The sequence below is a fragment of the Lysinibacillus sp. EB271-A1-10B genome (assembly GCF_058791335.1).
The window spans coordinates 9,482-31,722 of sequence record NZ_JBYTDL010000038.1; the positions used below are offsets into that span (position 1 = coordinate 9,482).

The following is a 22,241-nucleotide window of genomic DNA, read 5'->3' on the forward strand; positions in this document are numbered from 1 at the left end:
GGAAAGAAGAGCCGAAGTGACGGATAGAAGTCAGAGCGACGGATAGAATTGGCGAAGCGACGGAAAGAAAGGCGAGAGCGACGGAAAGAAGAGCCGAAGTGACGAATAGAAATCAGAGCGACGGATAGAATGGGCAAAGCGACGGATAGAAAGGCGAAAGCGACGGAAAGAAGAGCCGAAGTGACGGATAGAAGTCAGAGCGACGGATAGAATTGGCGAAGCGACGGAAAGAAAGGCGAGAGTGACGGAAAGAAGGGCCGAAGTGACGGAAAGAAATTAGAGCGACGGATAGAATTGGCAAAGCGACGGAAAGAAAGGCGAAAGCGACGGATAGAACAATCAAAGTCGTGGATAGAACAATCAGAGTCGTGGATAGAACAATCAAAATCGTGGATAGAACAGCCAAAATCGTGGATAGCCCCGCCAAAGTCGTTGTATTCACCTGGACATTTAGATGTTATAGGCATTAGCTTCGCCATTAATCAATGCTACAATATTATCTATATGCTAGAATGAGAAAAACAATAGGAGGGGTTAGGGTGAAAAGCACCGTACCACATTTAGAAAAGGGCGATACAGTTGGTCTTGTGGCTTTATCAAGTCAAGTAAAGCCCGAAAAGCTAGGAGATGCAATAGCCTTTCTTGAAGAGTTAGGTCTTAACTATGTAATTGGGGATACGATTCAGGCAAAGCATGATTATCTTGCAGGTAATGATGAGGAGCGTCTGGCTGACTTTCATGAGATGGTGAGAAATCCAGAGGTGAAGGCAATTTTTTGTGTTAAGGGGGGCTATGGCTCTGCACGAATTGCGGAAAAGATTGACTACGGACTACTAGAGGAAAATCCGAAAATCTTCTGGGGCTTCTCTGATCTTACATATTTACATTGTGCGATTAATGAATATGCTAATTTAGTGACGTTTCATGGACCGCTCCTTATGTCAGTAGATAGAATAGATGATTTATCAAAGAAAATGTTTTTACAGTTATTTTCACCGATGGAGTTACAGTATACGGAGGATATTGCGCCGTTAACAACGATTGCACCTGGTGTTGCTCGTGGCCAGATTATTGGTGGCAATTTACGTCGTCTTGTTAACACATTAGGTACTAAATTTGAAGTGCGCACGGAAGGTCGCATTTTATTGATCGAGGAGCTTGGAGAAACTATTCCAAGAATCGATGAGATGTTGCAGCAATTAAAACAGGCGAGAAAGCTTGAACAGTTAGCAGGTGTTATGATAGGTTCCTTCACGCAAACGGAAGCGGATGAAGCGGCACTAATGACTTTAATGAAGGACTATTTTGCGGATTTAGACGTTCCGGTTGTAGCAGGCTTTAAAATTGGTCATGATTCAACGAATATTGCTATTCCATTAGGGGTAGATGCTATTTTAGATGCACAGGAAAAGGTACTGAAAATTTTGCCTGGTGTGCATTAAAAGAACGCTCAGCACTTTATAGTGTGCTGAGCGTTTTTATTGTGAGGTTATTTTATTAATAAGGCTCTGCGTCATGACCTTTATCTACAGCCTTTTTAGGCGCTTTATCACCATCAATATTGCCAAGTGGCTTTGATGAAGAAGAATCATTCTGAGCTTTTTGCAACCCTTCTTTTAACAAGCGACCATACTCCTCGTCGGCTTCCTCCGCTAATGCGATCATCGCCTCTTGAATGGCACTATTGCAGACTGCTAAATCACGAATTAAGTTTTCAAGCAATTCGTCTCGCTCCCATTGCTCAAAATTGCGATACGTTTCTCCAGCTTGCTTTGTATTACTTTGACGATCAATAGATTCCCTAACGAGATTACCTTCCACATGTGGTGTATGTTCCTTAGCAGTTTGGGTAGCTTCCTTTAAACCATTTAACATTGAAGGCTCATAGTTAATATGAGGATTTTGCCCTGGAGCTAAATCACGCTTATACATCATTTGACCACCATTTTGATTGGTTGCTACTCGTTTTTTAGGAGCATTGATAGGAAGTTGTAAATAGTTTGCACCTACGCGATGACGCTGTGTATCAGAATAAGAGAAGGTACGACCTTGTAACATTTTATCATCTGAGAAATCCAATCCGTCCACAAGCACACCTGTACCGAATGTAGCCTGTTCAACCTCAGCAAAATAATCTTCTGGATTTTTATTTAACACCATTTTACCAACTGGATACCATGGGAACTGATCATTAGGCCAAAGCTTCGTATCATCTAATGGATCAAAATCAAGCTCTGGATGCGAACCATCCTCCATAATTTGGACGTTAAGCTCCCATTCAGGGTAATCATCTTTTTCAATTGCATCGTATAAATCCTGCGTGGCATGATTAAAGTTTTTCTTTTGGATTTCTTCCGCTTCTTTTTGTGTTAAGTTTTTAATGCCCTGTAAAGGTTCCCAATGATATTTTACAAGGACTGCTTTACCTTCGCAATTGACCCATTTATACGTATTGACACCAGAGCCTTGCATCATTCGATAATTAGCTGGAATACCCCATGGTGAATAAATGAATGTCACCATATGAAAAGATTCTGGTGAGCTTGCACAGAAATCAAAAAAGCGTTCAACGTCTTGGATATTTGTAATAGGATCAGGCTTAAAGGCGTGAATCATATCCGGGAATTTCATAGCATCGCGGATAAAGAAGATTTTTAAATTATTGCCGACTAAATCCCAGTTACCATCCTCAGTATAAAATTTTACAGCAAAGCCTCGTGGATCTCGTAATGTTTCTGGTGAATGGCCACCATGAATAACGGTTGAGAAACGCACAAAAACAGGCGTCTGCTTGCCCTTTTCCTGAAATACTTTAGCTCTTGTATAGTTAGAAATAGGCTTATCCCCGACTACTCCGTATGTTTCAAAATAGCCATGCGCCCCAGCACCTCGAGCATGAACAACACGCTCAGGAACTCTTTCGCGGTCAAAGTGACTTATTTTCTCTATAAAATCATAGTTTTCAAGGGTTGCAGGTCCTCGATTACTGACAGTTCGTATATTTTGATTGTTAGTAATAGGATGCCCCTGTCGATTTGTCAAGGTCATGTCATGCTCGTCTGTTGAATCATGTTGTTTTGTCATTGTATAACCCCTTTCATTTGATATAGCCATTGTGTCCATATTAGTGAACAAATAGACATGAAAAAACTCTCCTGCACACGAGATGAGTGAGAGTCAACGAAAGTGAATTATCAAAATATAATTAAAAATTTAAAAATGTTGATTTTGACTTTGTTGATATTCATTGCGAATTTAAAAAGCCCTCCCACACACAAGGTGTAAGAGAGCTATTGGATGGCGTTTTCGAATGATTTATTAAGTTCACAGGTATGGCCATAGCATATAGTTGGTTATTAGTCATTGGTCATACAGTAACAGGTAACTTGTCATTGGTTTCGTTTATGTTAGCTCCAAAAAGCTAGTTTTGAAAACAGCACATCCAATTTGATATGAAGTCTTATCGACTCCATAACCTATTGTATACATTTCCTTATGATATGAAAAGCTCTAATTCATCGGACGTACTGTAAGTCATTACTAATAAATTACATACTCTAATAACGAGCAAAGATTCATATTTGTTACAAATTTTCGAAAGGCTCACAGTGACATGCTGAGGATAAATGTCAATATTATTTTATATTTGAATTGTTTATTCCTGTACACATACTCGTCCTAATCTTTACTAGTTTAAATCTTGATATACAAGTGTTTATTGCTTTTTACTGGGGTTGAGAAGCCATAAAAATTCGGTTTGTCAATTGTAATTGCTTCGGTGCAATTAAGCTTTTAAACATAGTTTTAATATCCCGCAAAACCTTAATTTCTCCAAAATGTCGAAAAATGTCGAATGATAATCATGGTAATATACATCCAGTTTTGTAAGAATTATAATAAGAGGATATTAAATAGAAATTTAAGTATTTTTTTCACTATAATTCTATTTCATTGAATCTAGTAAAGTATATTTTTATTGATATGCATTCGGAGGGAAAAAGGTAATGAAGAAAGCTTTATTATTACTTCTAGCAGTTATGCTAGTTGGATGTTCCGGAGAGGGAACAGAGAAGAAAAAAGAGGTAGATGTAAAAAAAGAAGATGTTGTAGAGAAAGAACCAGCTGAGGAAAAGAAAGTCGTTCCAGTAAAATTTGAAGAGGTCGATCCTGAATCAAAGGCTGCGGTAGAAAAGCTTGTTAAAAAATACAATGTCAAAGTTGATGTATTTAAACAGGATCCAGAAGATCCAATCGTAATAGATGAGATTTCAGAACCAATTACTAGTGAACTGAATAAAGAAGAGAATAATACATTCTCACAAATCTTATTGGAAACTGATTTTAAACAATATAAGGGTCATTATAAAGTAGAAGCTAAATATAACAATGATAAAAAAATAATTGGATATGGGGTTTCTATGGAAGGAGTGCCAGAAAACGAAGTAAATGAAGAGGGAGATGAATGGGGAGAAGGAATTTCCTCCGCTATATCAATGGCTGCTATATTAGGAGTGAATGTAGATAAACTTATTGATGAATTAGATAAAGCTGGAAATGAGAATAAAGGTACTCATACTTATACTGATCCTAATACTAATCATAATGTAACTTTCCTTATTGCTGATATGGATTTAGGGAAAATTGGAATTAATTTTGATTTAACAAAGTAGAAAAAAAGCATCCAAAAGCTGTACTCCAATTGTTAAACCCAATTGGATGTGCAGTTCAAGAAGGATGCTTTTTTTATTGCAGTATTTTACGATTTGATTAGAAATAACGAGAATCATCAAAGTTGATTTCAACACTATAATTCTTTGCATTAATAAGGTTCGATAATTTATGGGCATCTTTTTCTAGTGTAATAGCACGTTCACGATAATCATCTGGCTCATACATAGCAATTTCATAAAGCATTGTAGTTTCACCATAGCCCGTGCGTACACTTTCTTTTTCATGCATACTAAACTCCTTGCAAAGCTCGACATCTGCACGGAGTTGTGTAGCGAGTTCAATGGCTTCAACTAATGCTAGTTTTTCACCTTTAAAGTCTACTGAGTTTTTTATATTTGCTTCATATACTAAACGATCCAATGTACGAACATCGAGACGTACTTGAGCCAATTCAGCTTCAATTACTGTCATTGCGCGATTACTTGTTTTAGGTGCTTGTCCTTTTTCAACAGTTACAAAAGCGCTACGTTCTAATTCGCCAATAAGCTCCTGTACTTTTTTTGCTAAAATACTCTTGAGCTTAACGGCTTCTGCAAGATTAATCATGAAAACACGTCCTTTTATAGTGTTGTAGATGGTGCTGCGTTTGTTAATAGGGCCATTTTATAATCGCCACCATGAACTTGGTTAAACATCTTACCAGCAGATGCAAGAAGCTCTTTCGCATTTTCCTCTGATAATGATGGGCGAAGATAGAAAATATGTAGAGCCTCGGTCGTTTCCTCTGAAACAGACGTACGTTTAGAATCGACAAATGGTGACCCAAATGCTCCTTCAGCATCACAGCTACAAAGGATATTTTTTAATGCATTAAAACGACCATTTAAACCTTCATAGCCAGTATCCTCGTTGCCAAGTGCGATTTCTATATTCCCTTTTAGTTTAGCCATATCATATAAACCTACTGGAATCTCATATTGGAGGGAGAAGAAATTATTTAAATCAACACCTGAGTGAAGTGGTGTTAAATAATTTTGTTTACTAATTCGGCGCATTAAGCTTTCTGCTGAGTGACGATAGCGGTTCGGATCTGCGCCAAGCTTTTTCCATAGTTGTCGCCATTCTGCGATACCCTCACGTTGCGTTACAGGACGATCTTGCATTTCTAAAAAGAGATTTTCTTGATACAATTGCATGCGACCTTTAATCATTTGAGGAGATTCTGAAACGACAATTTTGGTATAATGAATAATGCCGATTTTTAGCTCGGGATGTTGTGTCAATAGAGATTGATTAATTGTAATTTCCATAAAACATCACCTACTTTATCTATTTCTATTATTGTATCATGTAAGGAGTTGGAAATGAAATGAACATACATGACCTACAACGTGAATTTGTGGCGTATGCAATGTCCATTGGTGTAGACAAAATTGGCTTTACAACAGCAGCTCCATTTACAGAATTAAAAAATAGACTGCGCCGTCAGCAAGAACTTGGCTATCAGTCTGGCTTTGAAGAAAGCGATGTTGAAAAACGTACCGAACCCCTACAATTGTTAGAGGGAGCAGAGAGCATTGTGGCGATCGCTGTAGCCTATCCGTCGCGCATGCAAAATGCACCTGTTGGCAAGAAGGGAGCAAGACGCGGGATTTTTTGCCGTGCTTCCTGGGGTGTCGATTATCATACAGCATTACGTGAGCGATTGAAATTATTATCAGCCTGGCTTGAGGAGCGTATAGAAGGTGTACGTATTGAATCGATGGTTGATACGGGGGCACTTGTGGATAGGGCAGTTGCAGAACGTGCTGGGATAGGCTGGAGCGGAAAAAACTGCTCGATTATTACACCTGAGTTTGGTTCTTATGTATATTTAGGAGAGCTTATTACGAATATCCCTTTTGCGCCTGATAAGCCTATGGAGGATGAATGTGGGGATTGCCGTTTATGTTTAGATGTTTGTCCAACTGGCGCTTTAATCGAGGGGGGACAACTAGACTCACAACGTTGTATAGCCTTTTTAACGCAAACTAAGGGAATGCTACCTGATGAGTTTCGTACCCATATTGGTAATCGTTTGTATGGCTGCGATACATGCCAGACTGTATGCCCGAAGAATAAAGGCAAGATTAATTGGATACATGAGGAATTTAAGCCTGATCCAGAGCTTGCAAAGCCATTACTTGTTCCACTTTTAACGATTTCAAATCGTGACTTTAAAGAAAAGTTTGGACATGTTTCTGGTTCGTGGCGGGGGAAAAAGCCGATTCAACGCAATGCTATTTTGGCACTTGCGCACTTTAAAGAAGAAGCTGCAGTACCAGATTTAGTAGCACTTCTTGAAAAAGATGAACGACCTGTTATTCGAGGAACAGCAGCATGGGCTTTAGGTAAGATAGGCGGGGTGCAGGCCCAATCTGCATTACTTGAGGCAAAAGCAAAAGAACGAGACGAGGAAGTACTCGTTGAAATTTATAAAGGTTTACAATTTTTTAGTTAAGGAAGTGTATCGTTATGCCATTGCATATCGTTTTATATCAACCAGAAATTCCAGCGAATACAGGGAATATTGCACGCACATGTGCTGGAACAAATACCTCATTACATTTAATTCGTCCTCTTGGATTTTCCACGGACGATAAAATGCTAAAACGTGCTGGCTTAGATTACTGGCATAGTGTAAATGTCGTTTACCACGATTCGCTAGAGGACTTTTTAGAGGCATCCAAAAATGGCGACGTTTATTTAATTGAGACATATAGTGAAGAACCCTTCACGACACATGATTTTAGTGATAAAGATCGTGATATTTACTTTATGTTTGGAAAAGAAACGACTGGCCTGCCAAAGGAATTTGCCTATGAGCGTCGCGATATGTGCTTACGTATTCCTCAGAGTGAGCATGTTCGTTCGCTCAATCTATCGAATACAGCAGCCATTGTTATTTATGAAGCGTTACGTCAACAAGGTTATCCAGGATTACATTAAAAAAAGCAGTTCTCTCATAGAGGAGAACTGCTTTTTTCGTAAAAATGAATCCAAAAGTGCCGGAAACATCACTTTTAAAATTTTAATAAAACAACGATACCTGATGGGTCCTCTGTTTGGAATCCACCATCTATATCGGTAACAGGTGCACCAATTGCACGAAGATTTTCTTTCATTGTTGCTGCTTGCTCTTCATTATCTAGACGCAGTGAAAATGTTTGTAAGCCAACTTGATTTTCACCAAGCTTTGGTGCATTTTCAGAGTGCCAAGTGTTTAAACCGATATGATGGTGATAGCGGCCAGTTGAGATGAATAAAGCTTGTGCGCCATAGCGAGTGACAATCTCAAATCCTAATCCTTTTGTGTAAAATTCCTCTGCGGCAGCTAAATTAGATACTGATAGATGAATATGCCCCATAACCGTATCAGCTGGAAGGCCACCCCATCTACCATCGCCTTCCTCTAATATAGAATGGATTTTAAGAGGTTCAGTCACCATATGCACTTGGTCAAAATGCCAAGTCCATTCATTTTCAGGACGATCCGCATAAACCTCAATCCCATTATTATCAGGATCATTTAAATAAAGTGCTTCACTGACATCATGGTCAGATGCTCCGAAGTACACACCATTGTTATGGAAATGAGTAATGATATTTGCTAAATCACGACGAGTAGGCAATAAAATTGCAAAATGATAAAGTCCAGTTGTTAAGCTCGTTTTTTCTTCTATTGTTTCAGGTTGGACGAGTGTCAGTAAAGCTGTTTTACCATCAGCTGTTAGAGTTGTTCTATTTGATTCTTGATGTAAAACTTTAAAACCAATTACCTCCTGATAATAAGTTAATGAACGTTGTAAATCACTCACTTTAATTTCAACATTTGTGACATATGTGTTAGGTTTTTCATGAAAATGCATAGCCAATTACCTCCAAATAAAAGTTATTATTAATTATCAACTTACTTTATGTAAGTAAGTTTATTTTATAAAGTGATTAAAGTCAAGTAATTATATTGTTCCAGTAAATAAGAAAGGTAACCGAAGCAGCTATAGCGTCCTAATGAAAGCATCCAGTCGGAGGTGGAAATCAACCCAACGTTATGGTGGTGGGTCATGCAAGCAGATTTTTCTGGTAAATTTTTACACTATTAGAATTTTGAGATGTCATTTTTTAATGAATGTCATATGAATAAGTTGATCTTCGTTACGACTGGGCGACTCCTCGGGGATCAGCAATAGAGGAACGGAGGCTAAAAGCATCACATCCTGTGATAACGCCTCCGTGACCAACATCGTGTTGGCCCGAGACCCTGGAGCGAGCAAGAAGGGGAACGAAGGCTAAGAGCATCACGTCCTGTGATAACGCCTTCGTGACCAACATCCTGTTGCCCCAAGCGGCTCATCGGACGCCCCCAGGAAGCTCTGCTCTGTGCGAAAGCGAAGCGACAGCAACAAAGCGCCCAGTCGGAACGGAAATCAACTCCTCGCTTTGCCGAAGAGTCAAACCTTTTACAATAGGGCACCTTATACCTTATACCTTTTGCCGTAATAGTTTAAAAAAAACAAAAAAATCACTAAGCACATACTTACGCTTAGTGATTTTCTCGAGGTATTATTTGTCTGATCTGTAGTCGCCTTCGTAACCAGCAGTGAAAATAGCAGTTAAAAACGCTACTGTTACACCAATAATTAATATTAAACTCATGGAAGAACCCTCCTCATGTTTATAAAGACATCTCTTTTTAGTATAGCCTATCTATTATAAAAATGAAACGACGTAGCGGAATAAAATATGTCAGAAATGGTTCAGAAATAACTATTTAGGGAAAACTATAAGAGAGGTGATGATAGTGGAAAAAAAGGTTCCAAATATCGAAAACGGTACAATGGCTAGAAATTTTAAAGATTTACAGGATTTGGGGAAGCAGATGGAGCATTTACGTGATGGTCAAGAGCTTATAGAAGACGATCGAATTCCAGACCCTATCCAAGTGGATGATTATGAAGAGAAGGCAGAAGAACAATAAGTAATTCCCCCGTAAACTTTCCTGATGTTTCTTAAAACCAATTTTTTGTATAATGGAACTAGGAAAAGAAAGGGGTTGTTATTCTTGAATTTACAATCAACAAAAACATTAACAAACGGTGTGGAAATGCCTCGCTTTGGCTTAGGTGTTTATAAAATGACAGAGCGTGATGAGACTTTGCAGGCTATTGATAAAGCTCTTAAATATGGTTACCGAGCTATAGATACTGCTTCGCTTTATGGTAATGAGGCTGAGGTGGGTGAAGCTATTCGTCATTCAGGCGTTAAACGTGAGGATATTTTTGTGACGACAAAGGTTTGGAATAATGACCAAGGTTATGATGAAACATTACGAGCTTTTGAAGGATCTTTGAAAAAGTTAAATATGGACTATTTAGATTTATATTTAACGCATTGGGCAGTTCCTGAAACATTTGAAGAGACGTATAGAGCAATTGAGCGTTTATATGATGAAAAACTAATTCGTGCAACAGGGGTCTCAAATCACCATGAGCACCATTTACAAAAGCTATTAGCTAAAGCAAATATTGCACCAATGGTCAATCAAGTAGAGGTGCATCCATATTTACAGCAAGATCCATTAAGAGCATATTGTAGCGAGCATGGAATTGCTGTTACAGCATGGTCTCCATTAGGTCGCGGTGGTGTGCTTGATAATCCAATGATTATTGAAATTGGTCACGAAATAGGGAAGACAGCTGCTCAAGTAGTGCTGCGCTGGCATTTACAAAATGATACACTTATTATTCCAAAGTCTGTGACACCAAGTCGTATTGAGGAAAACGCACAGATTTTTGATTTTGAATTAACACTAGCACAAATGGATAAAATAGCTACAGTAAATCGCAATGAACGATTTGGGCAAGACCCAGATAACTTTAAATTTAATTTTTAACTACTTTTCAGCGGGTGTCCAAACAACCGCTGAAATAGAGGAACTTAGTTGTTGATAAGTCCTGTGGCAACGACTTCACTTTTTCACAAAAAACATCTGCTGAAGTTTCATATTAATAGATTAAAGTGACATCTCAGAAAATATACGTTTTGTGAAGTGGTTGATTGGAGTGGGGGTTGGCGACTCCTTGGGGCTCATCGGACGCCCCCAGGAAGCTCTGCTCTGTGCGAAAGCGAAGCGACAGCTACAAAGCGCCAGACGGAACGGAAATCAACCTTTCGTTTTGCCGAAGAGCCATACTTACAATAGTTTTTAAACATGAAATCCCGCTCTCTACATAGAGAAGCGGGATTTTAAAAATTATTCTTTAGATTCTTTTACAAAAGGAACGTAGTTAGAAAGCATTTTTGCCATATGTGCACGTGTAGCGTTGTTACCAGGCATAAATTTGCCGTTTGCGCCGCTAACAATCTTTAAGTCTTTCAGAAGTGCGATAGCATCTTGTGTTTCAGCGTCGTATTTAGAAATATCACTGAAATCAGCTTTTAAACCTGTTTTTGCGTCATGTTGTAAGTTATACGCACGAGCGAACATTAAAGCAAGTTGAGCACGAGTTACTTTTGCATTAGGATTGAATTTACTACCATTCACACCTTTTACAATTCCAGCTTCAGCAAGTGCTATAATTTCTTTTTGTGTTTCAGCATTTACATTAGCAATATCCGAGAATGGTGCTTGACCTTTAGCTTCAAGCTTTAAGGCACGTGCGATAAATGATGCAGCTTGAGCACGTGTTAAGTTTGCGTTTGGTGAATAAATTGTTGCAGAAGTACCGTTTGTTAAATCACGGTAATAAAGGTCGCGAACATAGCCTTCTGTTTCTGATCCTTTTACGATATCTGTAAATGGAATTGATGCAATAATACGACCTTCTACTTTTGCATCAACTTTTTTCAGTGTATTTAAGTGTTCGATAAACATTTCATAGTCAATTGTACCAGGTTCACTTACACGGCCGTCTTCATAAACTTTTTTCAGTGTATCATAGCCGTCTCCACCTTTAGCAGTGAACGTATTTGTTGCAGCTTTATAATAGGCTGCTTTATCTAATTCTTTACCATTTAATTTAATAGATTTAACACGTTTACCAGCAGGTGCTTTTCCATCAAATTCTACTTGTAAACCAGAGAAGTGTAAGAAGCCACCAAATTCTTTAGGGAACTCTTTCACACTATGTTCAACAATTTCATAGATTTCAGAACCTTTTAATTTTACGATGCCAAGTGCATTACCGAATGGCATGACTGTCATAACTTCGCCAACAGTGATATCTCCTGCATCAATGCTTGCGCGGATACCACCACCATTTTGGAATGCAAATTGTACTTCAGGGTCAATTTTTTTAGCACCAGCAAGCATACCATCAGTAATTAAGTTACCAAGGTTTGTTTCTCCAGCACGAACACCCCAAAGATTACGACCGCCATTTAGTGGTGAAACAGCTGTATTACCTGTTGATTGATTTAATATTTTTGAAATTTTCTCTTTATATGGAGCTAAAAGTGCTGTAGCTTCAGGATCGGCTTCTACGGGCTTTTCTTTATCATTTAAAGCATGTAATTGACCGAAGTAGTCAACAACGGCGCCATTATCGTTGAATGTTAAATCTAATTCACCTAAATTTTCGCTATATTGACCTGTTTGAACGATAATTGTAGGGTTCTTAAATGGTGTTTCAGCTTTCACAGGCTTGTCTAATTTAGTATGTGTATGACCACCTACGATTACATCAATGCCTTCTACAGATTTCGCTAGTAATTGATCATTATCCCAATCTGCGGAGTCATCGAAGCCTATGTGTGTTAATGCGATAATTTTGTTAACGCCTTGTTTTTCAAATTCTGCTACTGCTTTTTTCGCAGAGTCGATATAGTTAGCAAACTGAACGTTAGCAACGCTTGAAATCGAAGGTGTTTCTTCTGTTGTTAAACTGAAAATACCTACTTTTTCTCCGGCGATTTCTTTAATAATACCGTCATAAATTTTACCGTTTTCAAAGTCTTTAGTGACTGTTTTGAATTGTAAGCCGTCGAATAAAGAATCCTTTGAAAAGTCAAGGTTACTTCCTAATAATGGAAAACCTGCACCCTTAACGAATTTAGCAAGTGCAGCATGTCCTTCTGGGCTTGATCCTAAATCGAACTCATGGTTACCAAAAGTCATGGCATCATAACCCATTAAGTTCATTAACTTCATATCAGCTTCTCCAGCAAATTCGTTAAAGTATAAAGTACCAGAGAAAACGTCACCAGCATCTAAAAGAAGTGAATTTTTATTTGCAGCACGAAGTTCTTTTACTTTTGTTGCACGCTTTGGAGCATCCTCAACGTGTGCATGCGTGTCATTTGAGTGTAAAACTGTTAATTTGAAACCATCTTTCGTAGCTGTTGGTGCTGTTTCTGTTGCATGTGCGGCAAAACCGGGTGTAGCTAGTAAACTCGCAACTAGAGTTGTTGCTGCAATACTTTTAACCCATTTCATCAATAATTTCCCCCTTATATTAGTCAGATGACTGATATTTCACTCTAATTCTATCATGAAAGAAATCCATCGTCATTACCAATAATGGAAATGTATATTAAATTTGCTGTAAAAAATAGATGAAAGAAATGTAAAATGATATATTTATACTTTTAAAGAATAATAAGTAAAAACTTATTTCCATAACGGAAATCAACTTATATAAAAAAGGAATAAAAAAACTGCACCTCCAATTGTTAGTTGGAAGTGCAGTGCAACAATTATTTCTCGTCCTTTACAACGATCTGCTTATTTAAAAATGGATGCTCGAATTCCAATTGAATAGCATGAAGCTCGTAATCATCACTTGCCGTTTCTCTTGCTCCGTACATTGTATCGCCAATAATCGGATGACCGAGATGTGCTAAATGTACGCGAATTTGATGTGTTCTCCCTGTTTCAAGAATTAGATGGACAACACAAGAGCTTTTATAGCGAGCTACAACTTCATAGTGTGTCACTGCATGCTGTCCAGTTTTAGAAACGACACGTCTTGTTGCATGATGTCGGTCTTTCCCGATTGCTTCAGAAATTGTGCCAGATGAAGAACGTAAATTTCCTTGCACTTCTGCAGCGTATGTTCGAATAATTGATTTTTCCTCAATCATACGGTCAAAGATTGATTTTGCTAAAGGATGTTTTGCTACAAGTAACAAACCTTGTGTCCCTCTATCTAAACGATGGACATGTTCCGCATAAGTGCCGCCTTGCTGTTTAATATGAGCCATAACATGATTCATACAAGTATGAGTATCACGCTCATCATTTGGATGTGTCGACATGCCTTTTGGTTTAGAAACGATCAAACAATGGTCATCCTCATAGACGACATCAATTGCACAAACCGGTGTCGGTTGATAATTGGATGTCGGAATCGGGAATGTAAATTTTATGATTGTTCCTACTTGTAGTGGATCTTTCCACTGAATAGGCTCTCCGTCAACAGTTGTGATAGCCTTTGCCATTCTTAGTTCATGGACTAGCTTTTTGCCGAGTCGCCAATGATTGCGCAATAGGTCCTCGACTGTCAAATCATTCGTATTTATTTCATAGTGAAACATATATCTTCCTCCGTAGAAAAGACCGTATTCCAATTGTAGAACACGGTCTAGAAATTAATTTGCTGCTTTAGCAGCCTTCATTACATAGAAGCTTGCCCCTGCAATTAAAATAAATGCAGTTAACGCTAAAAATGGGATTGTGATAAAACCTAACCAATTGATATATTGACCAGTACATGAAACAGCACCACATGAAGGTGCAGTTTCAGCTAAAAAACTAAGCTTTTGAATACCATAATGATAAAGTGATATACTGCCTCCCATAATGGCAAAAACAGCAGTTGTTACAGCAATACGTGCATTTTTTTGGATAAAGGCAATCGTTGTCATAATGACAATTGGATACATGAAAATTCGTTGGTACCAACACATTTTACAAGGTTCATAATGACGGATTTCAGAAAAGTATAAGGAACCCAATGTTGCAACGACAGAGACAATCCAAATAAATAATAAGCCATTCTCTACTTTTTTAGACATATAAGTTCTCTCCTTAGTATAACCATGTACTTGTTCGATTATAGTTGTTCTAGTTTTATATGTAAATTAACTTACCCAAAATAAGGTGTATTCTTATGAAAAATTTCAGTCTAAAGTATGAATGGCTTAGGCAGACGTTCCAGACTTTGAAATGTTATCATTAAATTAGCAATGCCAAAGAAGAGGTGTTTTTGTGAGGGAGAATGATCATTCCAATATTGGTATTTTAAAAGAGATTGCAGAGTTATTAAACGAAGAAACTGAAATTGTGTCGATGCTAAAAGGAGCGCTTGTGAAATTTTTAAATGGCACAAATTTTGAAACAGGCTGGATTTTTTTTATCGATGAAAAAGGGCGATCAGAGCTTGTTGTCCATGTCAATTTACCAGAGGCTTTGGAGTATAAAAATTGTCATTATTTAAAAAAGGGAGGCTGCTGGTGTGTTTCCCGCTATCGTAATGAGGAATTAAAGAAAGCCTCTAATATTATTGAATGTCAACGTATCGAAAGTGCAATTGATGCAAATGTTGGTGATCATGAAGGCATCACACATCATGCAACGGTTCCGCTTCAATCAGGGCAAGAGCGTTTTGGTGTCCTAAATGTTGCATCAAAGGATACCGTGCGTTTTTCAGAGGAAGAGCTAGCATTACTTGAATCGGTTGCATTTCAGATGGGGTCGGCCATTAAGCGTATTTTGCTGACAAAGCAGGAACAAGAAATGGCACTTGTGAAGGAGCGCAATCGTCTAGCACGAGATTTACATGATTCTGTCAATCAGCTACTTTTTTCTGTTACATTAACGGCGAGAGCTGGTATTGAAATGACAAACGATTGTGATGTGAAGGAAACATTTAAGGAGATTCAGCACTTAACACAGGATGCCTTAACAGAAATGCGTGCTCTCATTTGGCAACTTCGTCCAAAAGGATTAGAAAATGGTTTACTAGAAGCAATCAAAGTATATGCTGAAATGCTTGGCTTGAAGCTTCAAGTAACGGTCTCTGGTGTATTGCAATTCCCATCGCGTATCGAAGAAACATTATTTCGGGTAGCCCAAGAAGCACTGAACAATGTTCGTCGTCACGCTGGTGTGCTGGAGGCTGCGCTATATATAACGGTCACTTCTACTGATATTTTACTTGTTATTCGTGATGAGGGACGAGGCTTCGTCATCGATCATAACACGAAGCTACTTTCAATGGGCTTGCAATCCATAAAGGATCGTGCAAAATCAGTTGGTGGCAAAGCTGACTGGGTTAGTGAAATTGGCAAAGGAACAGAGCTGTTAATCCGCTTGCCATATTAGGGGGGAAGAGTATGATACGTGTTTTAATCGCGGATGATCATCATGTAGTACGTCGTGGATTATTGTTTTTCTTAAAAACACAAAAAGATATTGAAGTTGTAGGAGAAGCAAAAAATGGATTAGAGGCAGTAGCATTAGCGGAAAGTATACAGCCAGATATTATACTCATGGACTTGGTAATGCCTGAAATGGATGGTATTCAGGCAACAAAGCGCATTAAAGCTAAGTTTCCGCATATAGAAATTCTAATGCTGACAAGCTTTTCAGATCGTGATCATGTGGTACCAGCTATGGAGGCAGGAGCTGCAGGCTATCAGTTGAAAGATATTGAGCCTGATGAGTTGGTATTGTCCATTTGTCGTATTATGCGAGGAGAAAATACAATACATCCAGAAGCAACAACGACTCTAGAAATGGACCGTCAAGAATCGAAAAATGCACCTCATGTTTTAAACCCGCTAACGCCTCGTGAACAGGATGTGCTTGCAGAGCTTACAAAAGGGAAAAGTAATCGAGAGATTGCGTCCTCTTTATTCGTTACAGAAAAAACAGTGAAAACTCATATTTCTAATATTTTTACGAAGCTACAGGTGCAGGATCGTACTCAGGCGGCTCTTTATGCTGTGAAGCACGGACTGACAGAGGGTAGCGGTGTTTAAAAGATAATGAATGTAAACGGCGTGTTTCTACAAATTGTAGCAACCCGCCGTTTTTGTATAAGAAGGTGTGGAATGTGACTCGGGAAGCGCCCATGATAAGTACCTAGGTTGTTTTTTCTTATATTGTAAATATAATTGAGTAAGGATTTGGAAGTTAAACGATGTAATTAGCAATGGGGGAAATAGGGTTTAGAGTAAAGGAGCACAAATATGAAATTAGAGCGGCTTTTAACAATGACGATGATTTTAATAAATCGTAAAAAGGTGACAGCCCAGGAGCTTGCCGATTTATTTAATGTGTCAGTGCGTACTATTTATCGAGATATTGAAACATTGAGCTGTGCAGGGGTTCCTGTTATTAGCCAGCAGGGTGTTAATGGTGGAATTAGTTTGATCGATGGCTATCGTGTTGATAAGCAGGTGTTGACGAAGGAGGAGCTTACATCACTTTCAATTGCCATTAAAAGTGCATTAACAACATACGAGGATTCACATGCCGAAGCAGTACTTGAAAAATTAACAGGTGTTGCGGATGAGGAAGTAAAACAATCGATTGATCAACTATTTATTGACCTGAGCCCTTGGGGGCCAAATGTTATTTTCAAGGAACAAATTACTTTATTAAAGAAAGCAATTGAACGCGAACATTGTGTAAGTTTTACGTATTCTACTACACATGGTCATATAACAAGACGATTATTAGAGCCGCATACTATAGTACAAAAGGGAAAAGTTTGGTATGTTTATGGCTTTTGCACATTGAGAGAAGATTTTCGCTTATTTAAAATTTCAAGAATGAAGGATATACAAGAAGAGATGACGACTTTCCAGCGCAGGGAAGTCAACTTATCTGAACTCCCATGGGATAAAGAGTGGCACCATCCTCAAAATGTAGTAAACCTTACGTTATCTTTCGATTGTGCTATAACGACATTAGTAGAAGAGTCATTTGGCGCTGAGCATGTAAATAGTGAAAGTTCTACTATCAACATTGCATTGCCTGAGGATGAATGGCTATACGGCTTTCTTCTTAGCTTTGGCCATCGAATAAAAGTTTTAGAACCACCTCATATACGTGAAATTGTATTAATGCGAGCAAAGGAAATTGTAACGTTGTATAAATAAAATGAATTGATGACATACAGTTGTCAGGTTTCCTTTGTTATAGTCATTACAAACAGGACGAAGGGTGGATGTAATGATGCAAAGTTATTGTCAAAGCTGTGGAATGCCATTAGTGGATGAGGCATTATTTGGTACAGAAAAAGAAGGACACAAAAGTGAGGACTATTGCACTTATTGTTATGAAGTAGGAGAGTTCAAACAGCCAAATTTAGCAGTTGAAGAAATGATCGAAATTTGTGTCCCACATTTAAAGGAAGATGGTATGGCGGAAGAGGATGCACGCCAAATGTTGACGTCATTTTTACCAAGCCTAAAGAGATGGAGAAAGCATGATATACAAGAACCAATTGTGATGAATAAAGAATCATTTCAAATTGTAGGAATTTCAACGCGAACAAGTAATGCAAATGAAATTACCGCTCAAGCAAAAATCCCACAATTATGGTCGGATTTTTATCAGCAAAATGTTGTAGGGCAGGTAGCTAATGCAGTAAATCAAGTAACGTATGGACTGTATTCTGATTATGAAACTGATGTTAACGGAGAGTATTCCATTACACTTGGAGTGGAAGTAGTTGCAGCCGACGAAATTCCTGAAGGTATGGTTGTAAAAACAGTGCCAGCTGCTAAATACGTAGTTTTCACTTCTGATAAAGGTCCATTTGAAGAAGTTGTCGTAAAAGCATGGCAGGATGTCTGGGCTTGGTTTGCAAGCTCAGATATAGAGCGAACATACACAGGTGACTTTGAAATGTACGATGAACGATGTGCCAACCCTAAAGAAGCTCAGGTCGATATTTATATTGCCATTAAATAATTTAAACAAATTAAACTTCCTATCTATGATAAATAGGAGGTTTCTTTGTTTATATTGAAATTTTTCACATTTAAAACGGTGTAAAAACATACGCTTCCATCATTATGTTGTATCATGAAAAGAAAGAATTGTCTGATGTAAGTAGTCACTACGGAACTTAACCCATGTTCTGACGATGAGTCGTTTAGCTGTAGAAAAGGAATAAAGACGAATGAGGGAGTGGTTATTTGACTAAGAGAAAAGCTGGAGACATTTTAAGCGTTACATCTTTATTACCCGCGATAATAAGTGCTATTTTTTCTTTATAACAAGAGGACCCGATTTTGATATTTATTTTGGTATCACCGTTTTTAGTATTTTATCAATTATCGGTATTATATTTGCTGTTATTTCTTTGTTTATTTCTAAAAGACGTATTTTGGGTTGGATCGGTCTAATGGTAAATGTATTAATTTTGATTTTTGCTTATTTCTTACAATTAGCAATGGGAATTGGTGAACCATAAACGTTTCCATTTGTTTTAACACAATATATGCAACTTTCATTTCCAAAGAGGCCACAAGACGATTTAGTTCGTTTAACAAAACAAGTCTCCAACCAATCAATTGGTAGGAGACTTGTCGTCATTTGCTAGAGGATTTACTTCTATTTCAGGCTCAATATGCACGAGTACCTGACAGAAGGGATTTTCATGAGTAACGGTTTTTTCAATCTCTTCTGTGATTCGATGACTTTCAAAGACATTTAAGTAAGGATCAACAGTCACTGTTACGTCTATAAAATACATATTGCCGTGAGCTCGGCCCTTAAAGTCCAAGAGCTCGATTACTCCGTCAACATTACGAATTAAAACGGATAATGTTTCAACTTCTTCAACATCAAAGGCATCTGTGAGGCTTTGAACTGCCTCCCAAAAGATTTCTACAGCTGTTTTAATAATAAGAAGTGCGACGAGTAGAGCTGTTATTGTATCGATAATGGGGAAGCCAAAAATAGCGCCAAAAATCCCAATTGCTGTACCGATACTAACAAGGGCATCTGAGCGATTATCATAGGCTGCAGCCTTAACAGCAGCGCTTTTTATTTTTTTGGATAGGGCCAAATTATAGCGATACACGATATACATCACAACTGCACTGCCGATTGCCACAAAGGCTGTTAATAATGATGGTGCTGTGCCAGTTGGCTCCCATAGACTTTTTAGCGAATTGATGAGTACCTGTAAGCCAACAATTAGCATAATGAACGAAGCAACAAGTGAAGCAACGGTTTCAGCACGTAAATGTCCGTATTGGTGATTAGAGTCAGGTGGCATTTGAGCAATCCGTAATCCAATTAAGACCGCAATGGATGCGATAATATCAGTGGTATTGTTAAGTCCATCTGCTTTTAGTGCTTCTGATGTTCCGATATAGCCAATCGTCAGTTTTATTGAGCTTAGTATTATATAAGTACCAATAGATAACCAGGCACCTTTTTCCCCTTGACGTAAATTTGTATAGAGCTCCATTTTGTTTCCTCCTAGCAAAACTTTATGGCATTATAAAACGACTCCCTTCTCGTGTAAGGGAGTCGTTTTTTGCGTAAATATTTATTTTACTTCAGTAGAAGCTCTTGCCATTATAGGCTGTGAGCAAAATATTAGTTTTATACTTGATCATACAATTGCGACATCAATCATACCACTGCAAGTAACCTCCTTCAGCGCTTGTCCAAACATCCGCTGGAAGAGTGGAACTCAGGCTTTGTGTAAGTACAAAGCCGAATCCAATGCAATTATGCCAAGGCGTAATTGATTTTAGTCATTTACTTCACCGTTGTCATTTGATAAATCACGTTCAGGTAATTTCAGAACTTCTAAGTATAAAATATGGTGACCATCTAATTCTTTTGCGATAAATTCATAACCTTGTTCTTCAATACTATCTCCTTCGACCGCATCAAAGCGTTTCGTCATGAACCAACCACCGATTGTATCAATATCATCGTCTTCTATGTCAGTACCTAGCATATCATTAACACTTTCAACTAGCATCTTCGCATCTAAAATAAAATGATTTTCTGCAATTTCCTGAACCTCTGGAATTTCATCTTCATCGAATTCATCTTGAATGTCGCCGACAATTTCCTCAATAATATCCTCAATCGTAACTAGGCCAGATGTTCCGCCATATTCATCCATTAAAATGGCCATATGAATGCGTTCACGCTGTATTTTTAGTAACAAATCGTTAATTTGCGTTGTTTCCATTACGCGAATAATTGGCTGCATATATTCAATCACTGGTTTATCGCCATTTGCTGGATCTTTAATGTAGGCGGTTAATAAGTGCTTCATATTGACTAAGCCGATAATATGGTCTTTGTCACCATCGATAATTGGGTAACGGGTATATTGCTCAACGCCCATTAAATCGAAAACTTCTCTAATTGTTAGTTCTTTTTCAATGCCGACGATTTCGGTACGTGGGACCATGATTTCTTTCGCAAGACGATCAGAGAACTCAAAAATACTGTTTACATATTCATATTCTGAAGTATTAATTTCTCCACCCTTTAAACTATCCGACAAAATCATACGTAACTCTTCTTCAGTATGGGCTACTTCTGATTCGGACATCATTTTCAAGCCGAAAAGGCCAGTTAAGGCACGTGCAGATCCGTTTAAAAGCTTAATGATTGGATAAGTAATATTGTGGAATAATACTAATGGGCCAGCAAGGTTTAATGTTACAAATTCTGCTTTTTGGATGGCAAGTGTTTTTGGCGCCAATTCCCCTATAACTACATGCATAAACGTTACAATTGAGAATGCAAGTATAAATGAAAGGACAGTAGTAAAACTTTCACTCAAATTTAGAAATTCAAACACTGGATTCAAAATAATCTTAAATGTAGGTTCACCAAGCCAACCTAGACCTAAAGCAGTGATTGTAATACCTAATTGACAAGCAGATAAGTATTCATCTAAATCTGAAACTACACGTTTTGCATTTTTTGCTTTTTTATTGCCTTCTGCAAGCAATTGATCAATTCGCGTAGTCCTTACTTTAACGATTGCAAATTCTGTTGCAACGAAAAATCCTGTCATTATTATTAGTAGGGCAAATGCCACCAACCTTATGGTTATTTCCATTATGTCTCCGTCCAAATAATTCCTTTGTTCCCGCCCGAATGAGGGAAGGAAGCAAAGTGTACACCTCCTATGATTTAAAAAATTGTTGAATAATTTAATCATAAAATATTTACATGCAAAACACAAATATTGACAACAACTTTTTTTAGTTAATTTTCTCACGATATATAAAAAATATATAATTTCAAACACCAAAAGATTGAAAATAAAAATTTGTTATGCTAACTTTAAATGTAGCAAAGAAGATAGTTTGTTTAGAGAAAGAAGCATTTACATCTCATATAAAACGACACGTCAAAAATCTCACGAGTGCATACTTGCTGATTTTTTTAAATGAATTATTTTTAATAGCAACAAAAACGGAGCCATCTCATGCAAATGAGGTGGCTTCTTTGTATGTGCGCCCGGCATGCGTATGAACTATAGGGTGCAAGTCCCGAACCCCGAAGACAGAAGTAGAGGTTAGCCAAG

At 38.0% G+C, this 22,241-nt stretch carries 20 protein-coding genes; 11 read left to right on the forward strand and 9 right to left on the reverse strand.

Going from position 1 to position 22,241, the window contains the following annotated elements; translation table 11 throughout:
* Positions 1–294 precede the first annotated feature (294 nt).
* On the forward strand, positions 295–516 hold the full coding sequence (locus AC3WSK_RS25305) for a hypothetical protein (protein ID WP_492414899.1): 222 nt from the start codon (positions 295–297) through the stop codon (positions 514–516).
* 23 nt (positions 517–539) lie between these two features.
* Entirely contained in the window at positions 540–1,442 is a 903-nt protein-coding gene (locus tag AC3WSK_RS25310; protein ID WP_079563287.1) for a S66 peptidase family protein, read from the forward strand.
* Between the two features lie 55 nt (positions 1,443–1,497).
* On the opposite strand, the gene AC3WSK_RS25315 is transcribed toward AC3WSK_RS25310, so the two are convergent.
* On the reverse strand, positions 1,498–3,084 hold the full coding sequence (locus AC3WSK_RS25315) for a catalase (RefSeq protein ID WP_492414898.1): 1,587 nt from the start codon (positions 3,082–3,084) through the stop codon (positions 1,498–1,500).
* A 920-nt stretch (positions 3,085–4,004) separates the two neighbouring features.
* Between AC3WSK_RS25315 and AC3WSK_RS25320 the strand changes: the two genes are divergently transcribed.
* Positions 4,005–4,670 carry a hypothetical protein gene (locus AC3WSK_RS25320; protein WP_079563289.1) on the forward strand — a complete coding sequence of 222 codons (666 nt, stop codon included), beginning with the start codon at positions 4,005–4,007 and terminating at the stop codon, positions 4,668–4,670.
* A gap of 97 nt (positions 4,671–4,767) precedes the next feature.
* Here AC3WSK_RS25320 and AC3WSK_RS25325 read toward each other — a convergent pair whose 3' ends face one another.
* Both AC3WSK_RS25325 and AC3WSK_RS25330 read right to left on the reverse strand, forming a co-directional pair.
* A complete protein-coding gene (locus tag AC3WSK_RS25325) occupies positions 4,768–5,277 on the reverse strand; it encodes a hypothetical protein (protein WP_079563290.1) in 510 nt (169 codons plus the stop codon).
* A 14-nt stretch (positions 5,278–5,291) separates the two neighbouring features.
* Positions 5,292–5,981 (reverse strand): B3/B4 domain-containing protein, encoded by a 690-nt coding sequence (locus AC3WSK_RS25330; protein ID WP_492414897.1) that lies wholly within the window; start codon positions 5,979–5,981, stop codon positions 5,292–5,294.
* Positions 5,982–6,040: 59 nt separating this feature from the next.
* Between AC3WSK_RS25330 and queG the strand changes: the two genes are divergently transcribed.
* Positions 6,041–7,171, forward strand: coding sequence for a tRNA epoxyqueuosine(34) reductase QueG (gene queG / locus AC3WSK_RS25335; RefSeq protein ID WP_427484017.1), 1,131 nt, complete (start codon positions 6,041–6,043; stop codon positions 7,169–7,171).
* 14 nt (positions 7,172–7,185) lie between these two features.
* Positions 7,186–7,659, forward strand: coding sequence for a tRNA (uridine(34)/cytosine(34)/5-carboxymethylaminomethyluridine(34)-2'-O)-methyltransferase TrmL (gene trmL, locus AC3WSK_RS25340; protein WP_079563293.1), 474 nt, complete (start codon positions 7,186–7,188; stop codon positions 7,657–7,659).
* A gap of 74 nt (positions 7,660–7,733) precedes the next feature.
* On the opposite strand, the gene AC3WSK_RS25345 is transcribed toward trmL, so the two are convergent.
* Complete coding sequence (locus tag AC3WSK_RS25345) at positions 7,734–8,579, reverse strand: VOC family protein (protein ID WP_427484016.1); 846 nt, start codon at positions 8,577–8,579, stop codon at positions 7,734–7,736.
* 932 nt (positions 8,580–9,511) lie between these two features.
* Between AC3WSK_RS25345 and AC3WSK_RS25350 the strand changes: the two genes are divergently transcribed.
* Together AC3WSK_RS25350 and AC3WSK_RS25355 are read left to right on the forward strand one after the other, a co-directional pair.
* Positions 9,512–9,688, forward strand: coding sequence for a hypothetical protein (locus AC3WSK_RS25350; RefSeq protein WP_170939047.1), 177 nt, complete (start codon positions 9,512–9,514; stop codon positions 9,686–9,688).
* A gap of 84 nt (positions 9,689–9,772) precedes the next feature.
* Positions 9,773–10,603 carry an aldo/keto reductase gene (locus tag AC3WSK_RS25355; protein ID WP_427484015.1) on the forward strand — a complete coding sequence of 277 codons (831 nt, stop codon included), beginning with the start codon at positions 9,773–9,775 and terminating at the stop codon, positions 10,601–10,603.
* Between the two features lie 360 nt (positions 10,604–10,963).
* On the opposite strand, the gene AC3WSK_RS25360 is transcribed toward AC3WSK_RS25355, so the two are convergent.
* The 3 genes from AC3WSK_RS25360 to AC3WSK_RS25370 form a co-directional block, all read right to left on the reverse strand.
* Complete coding sequence (locus tag AC3WSK_RS25360; RefSeq protein ID WP_492414896.1) at positions 10,964–13,144, reverse strand: 5'-nucleotidase C-terminal domain-containing protein; 2,181 nt, start codon at positions 13,142–13,144, stop codon at positions 10,964–10,966.
* 260 nt (positions 13,145–13,404) lie between these two features.
* Complete coding sequence (locus AC3WSK_RS25365; protein WP_079563297.1) at positions 13,405–14,244, reverse strand: RluA family pseudouridine synthase; 840 nt, start codon at positions 14,242–14,244, stop codon at positions 13,405–13,407.
* A 54-nt stretch (positions 14,245–14,298) separates the two neighbouring features.
* Positions 14,299–14,724, reverse strand: a complete 426-nt coding sequence (locus AC3WSK_RS25370) for a disulfide formation protein C (RefSeq protein WP_079563298.1) — start codon at positions 14,722–14,724, stop codon at positions 14,299–14,301.
* Positions 14,725–14,917: 193 nt separating this feature from the next.
* Here AC3WSK_RS25370 and AC3WSK_RS25375 point away from each other — a divergent pair, with 193 nt between their 5' ends.
* The 4 genes from AC3WSK_RS25375 to AC3WSK_RS25390 all read left to right on the forward strand — a co-directional run bounded on the left by AC3WSK_RS25375 (position 14,918) and on the right by AC3WSK_RS25390 (position 18,634).
* Positions 14,918–16,033: a GAF domain-containing sensor histidine kinase gene (locus AC3WSK_RS25375; RefSeq protein WP_079563299.1), complete on the forward strand. Its 1,116-nt coding sequence runs from the start codon at positions 14,918–14,920 to the stop codon at positions 16,031–16,033.
* A gap of 11 nt (positions 16,034–16,044) precedes the next feature.
* Positions 16,045–16,692, forward strand: coding sequence for a response regulator (locus AC3WSK_RS25380; RefSeq protein ID WP_079563300.1), 648 nt, complete (start codon positions 16,045–16,047; stop codon positions 16,690–16,692).
* Between the two features lie 210 nt (positions 16,693–16,902).
* Positions 16,903–17,817 carry a helix-turn-helix transcriptional regulator gene (locus AC3WSK_RS25385; RefSeq protein WP_427484013.1) on the forward strand — a complete coding sequence of 305 codons (915 nt, stop codon included), beginning with the start codon at positions 16,903–16,905 and terminating at the stop codon, positions 17,815–17,817.
* A 73-nt stretch (positions 17,818–17,890) separates the two neighbouring features.
* Entirely contained in the window at positions 17,891–18,634 is a 744-nt protein-coding gene (locus tag AC3WSK_RS25390) for an effector binding domain-containing protein (RefSeq protein ID WP_427484012.1), read from the forward strand.
* 601 nt (positions 18,635–19,235) lie between these two features.
* Here AC3WSK_RS25390 and AC3WSK_RS25395 read toward each other — a convergent pair.
* Both AC3WSK_RS25395 and AC3WSK_RS25400 read right to left on the reverse strand, forming a co-directional pair.
* Complete coding sequence (locus tag AC3WSK_RS25395; RefSeq protein ID WP_079563303.1) at positions 19,236–20,144, reverse strand: cation diffusion facilitator family transporter; 909 nt, start codon at positions 20,142–20,144, stop codon at positions 19,236–19,238.
* Between the two features lie 288 nt (positions 20,145–20,432).
* Positions 20,433–21,770, reverse strand: a complete 1,338-nt coding sequence (locus AC3WSK_RS25400) for a hemolysin family protein (protein WP_079563304.1) — start codon at positions 21,768–21,770, stop codon at positions 20,433–20,435.
* Positions 21,771–22,241 lie beyond the last annotated feature (471 nt).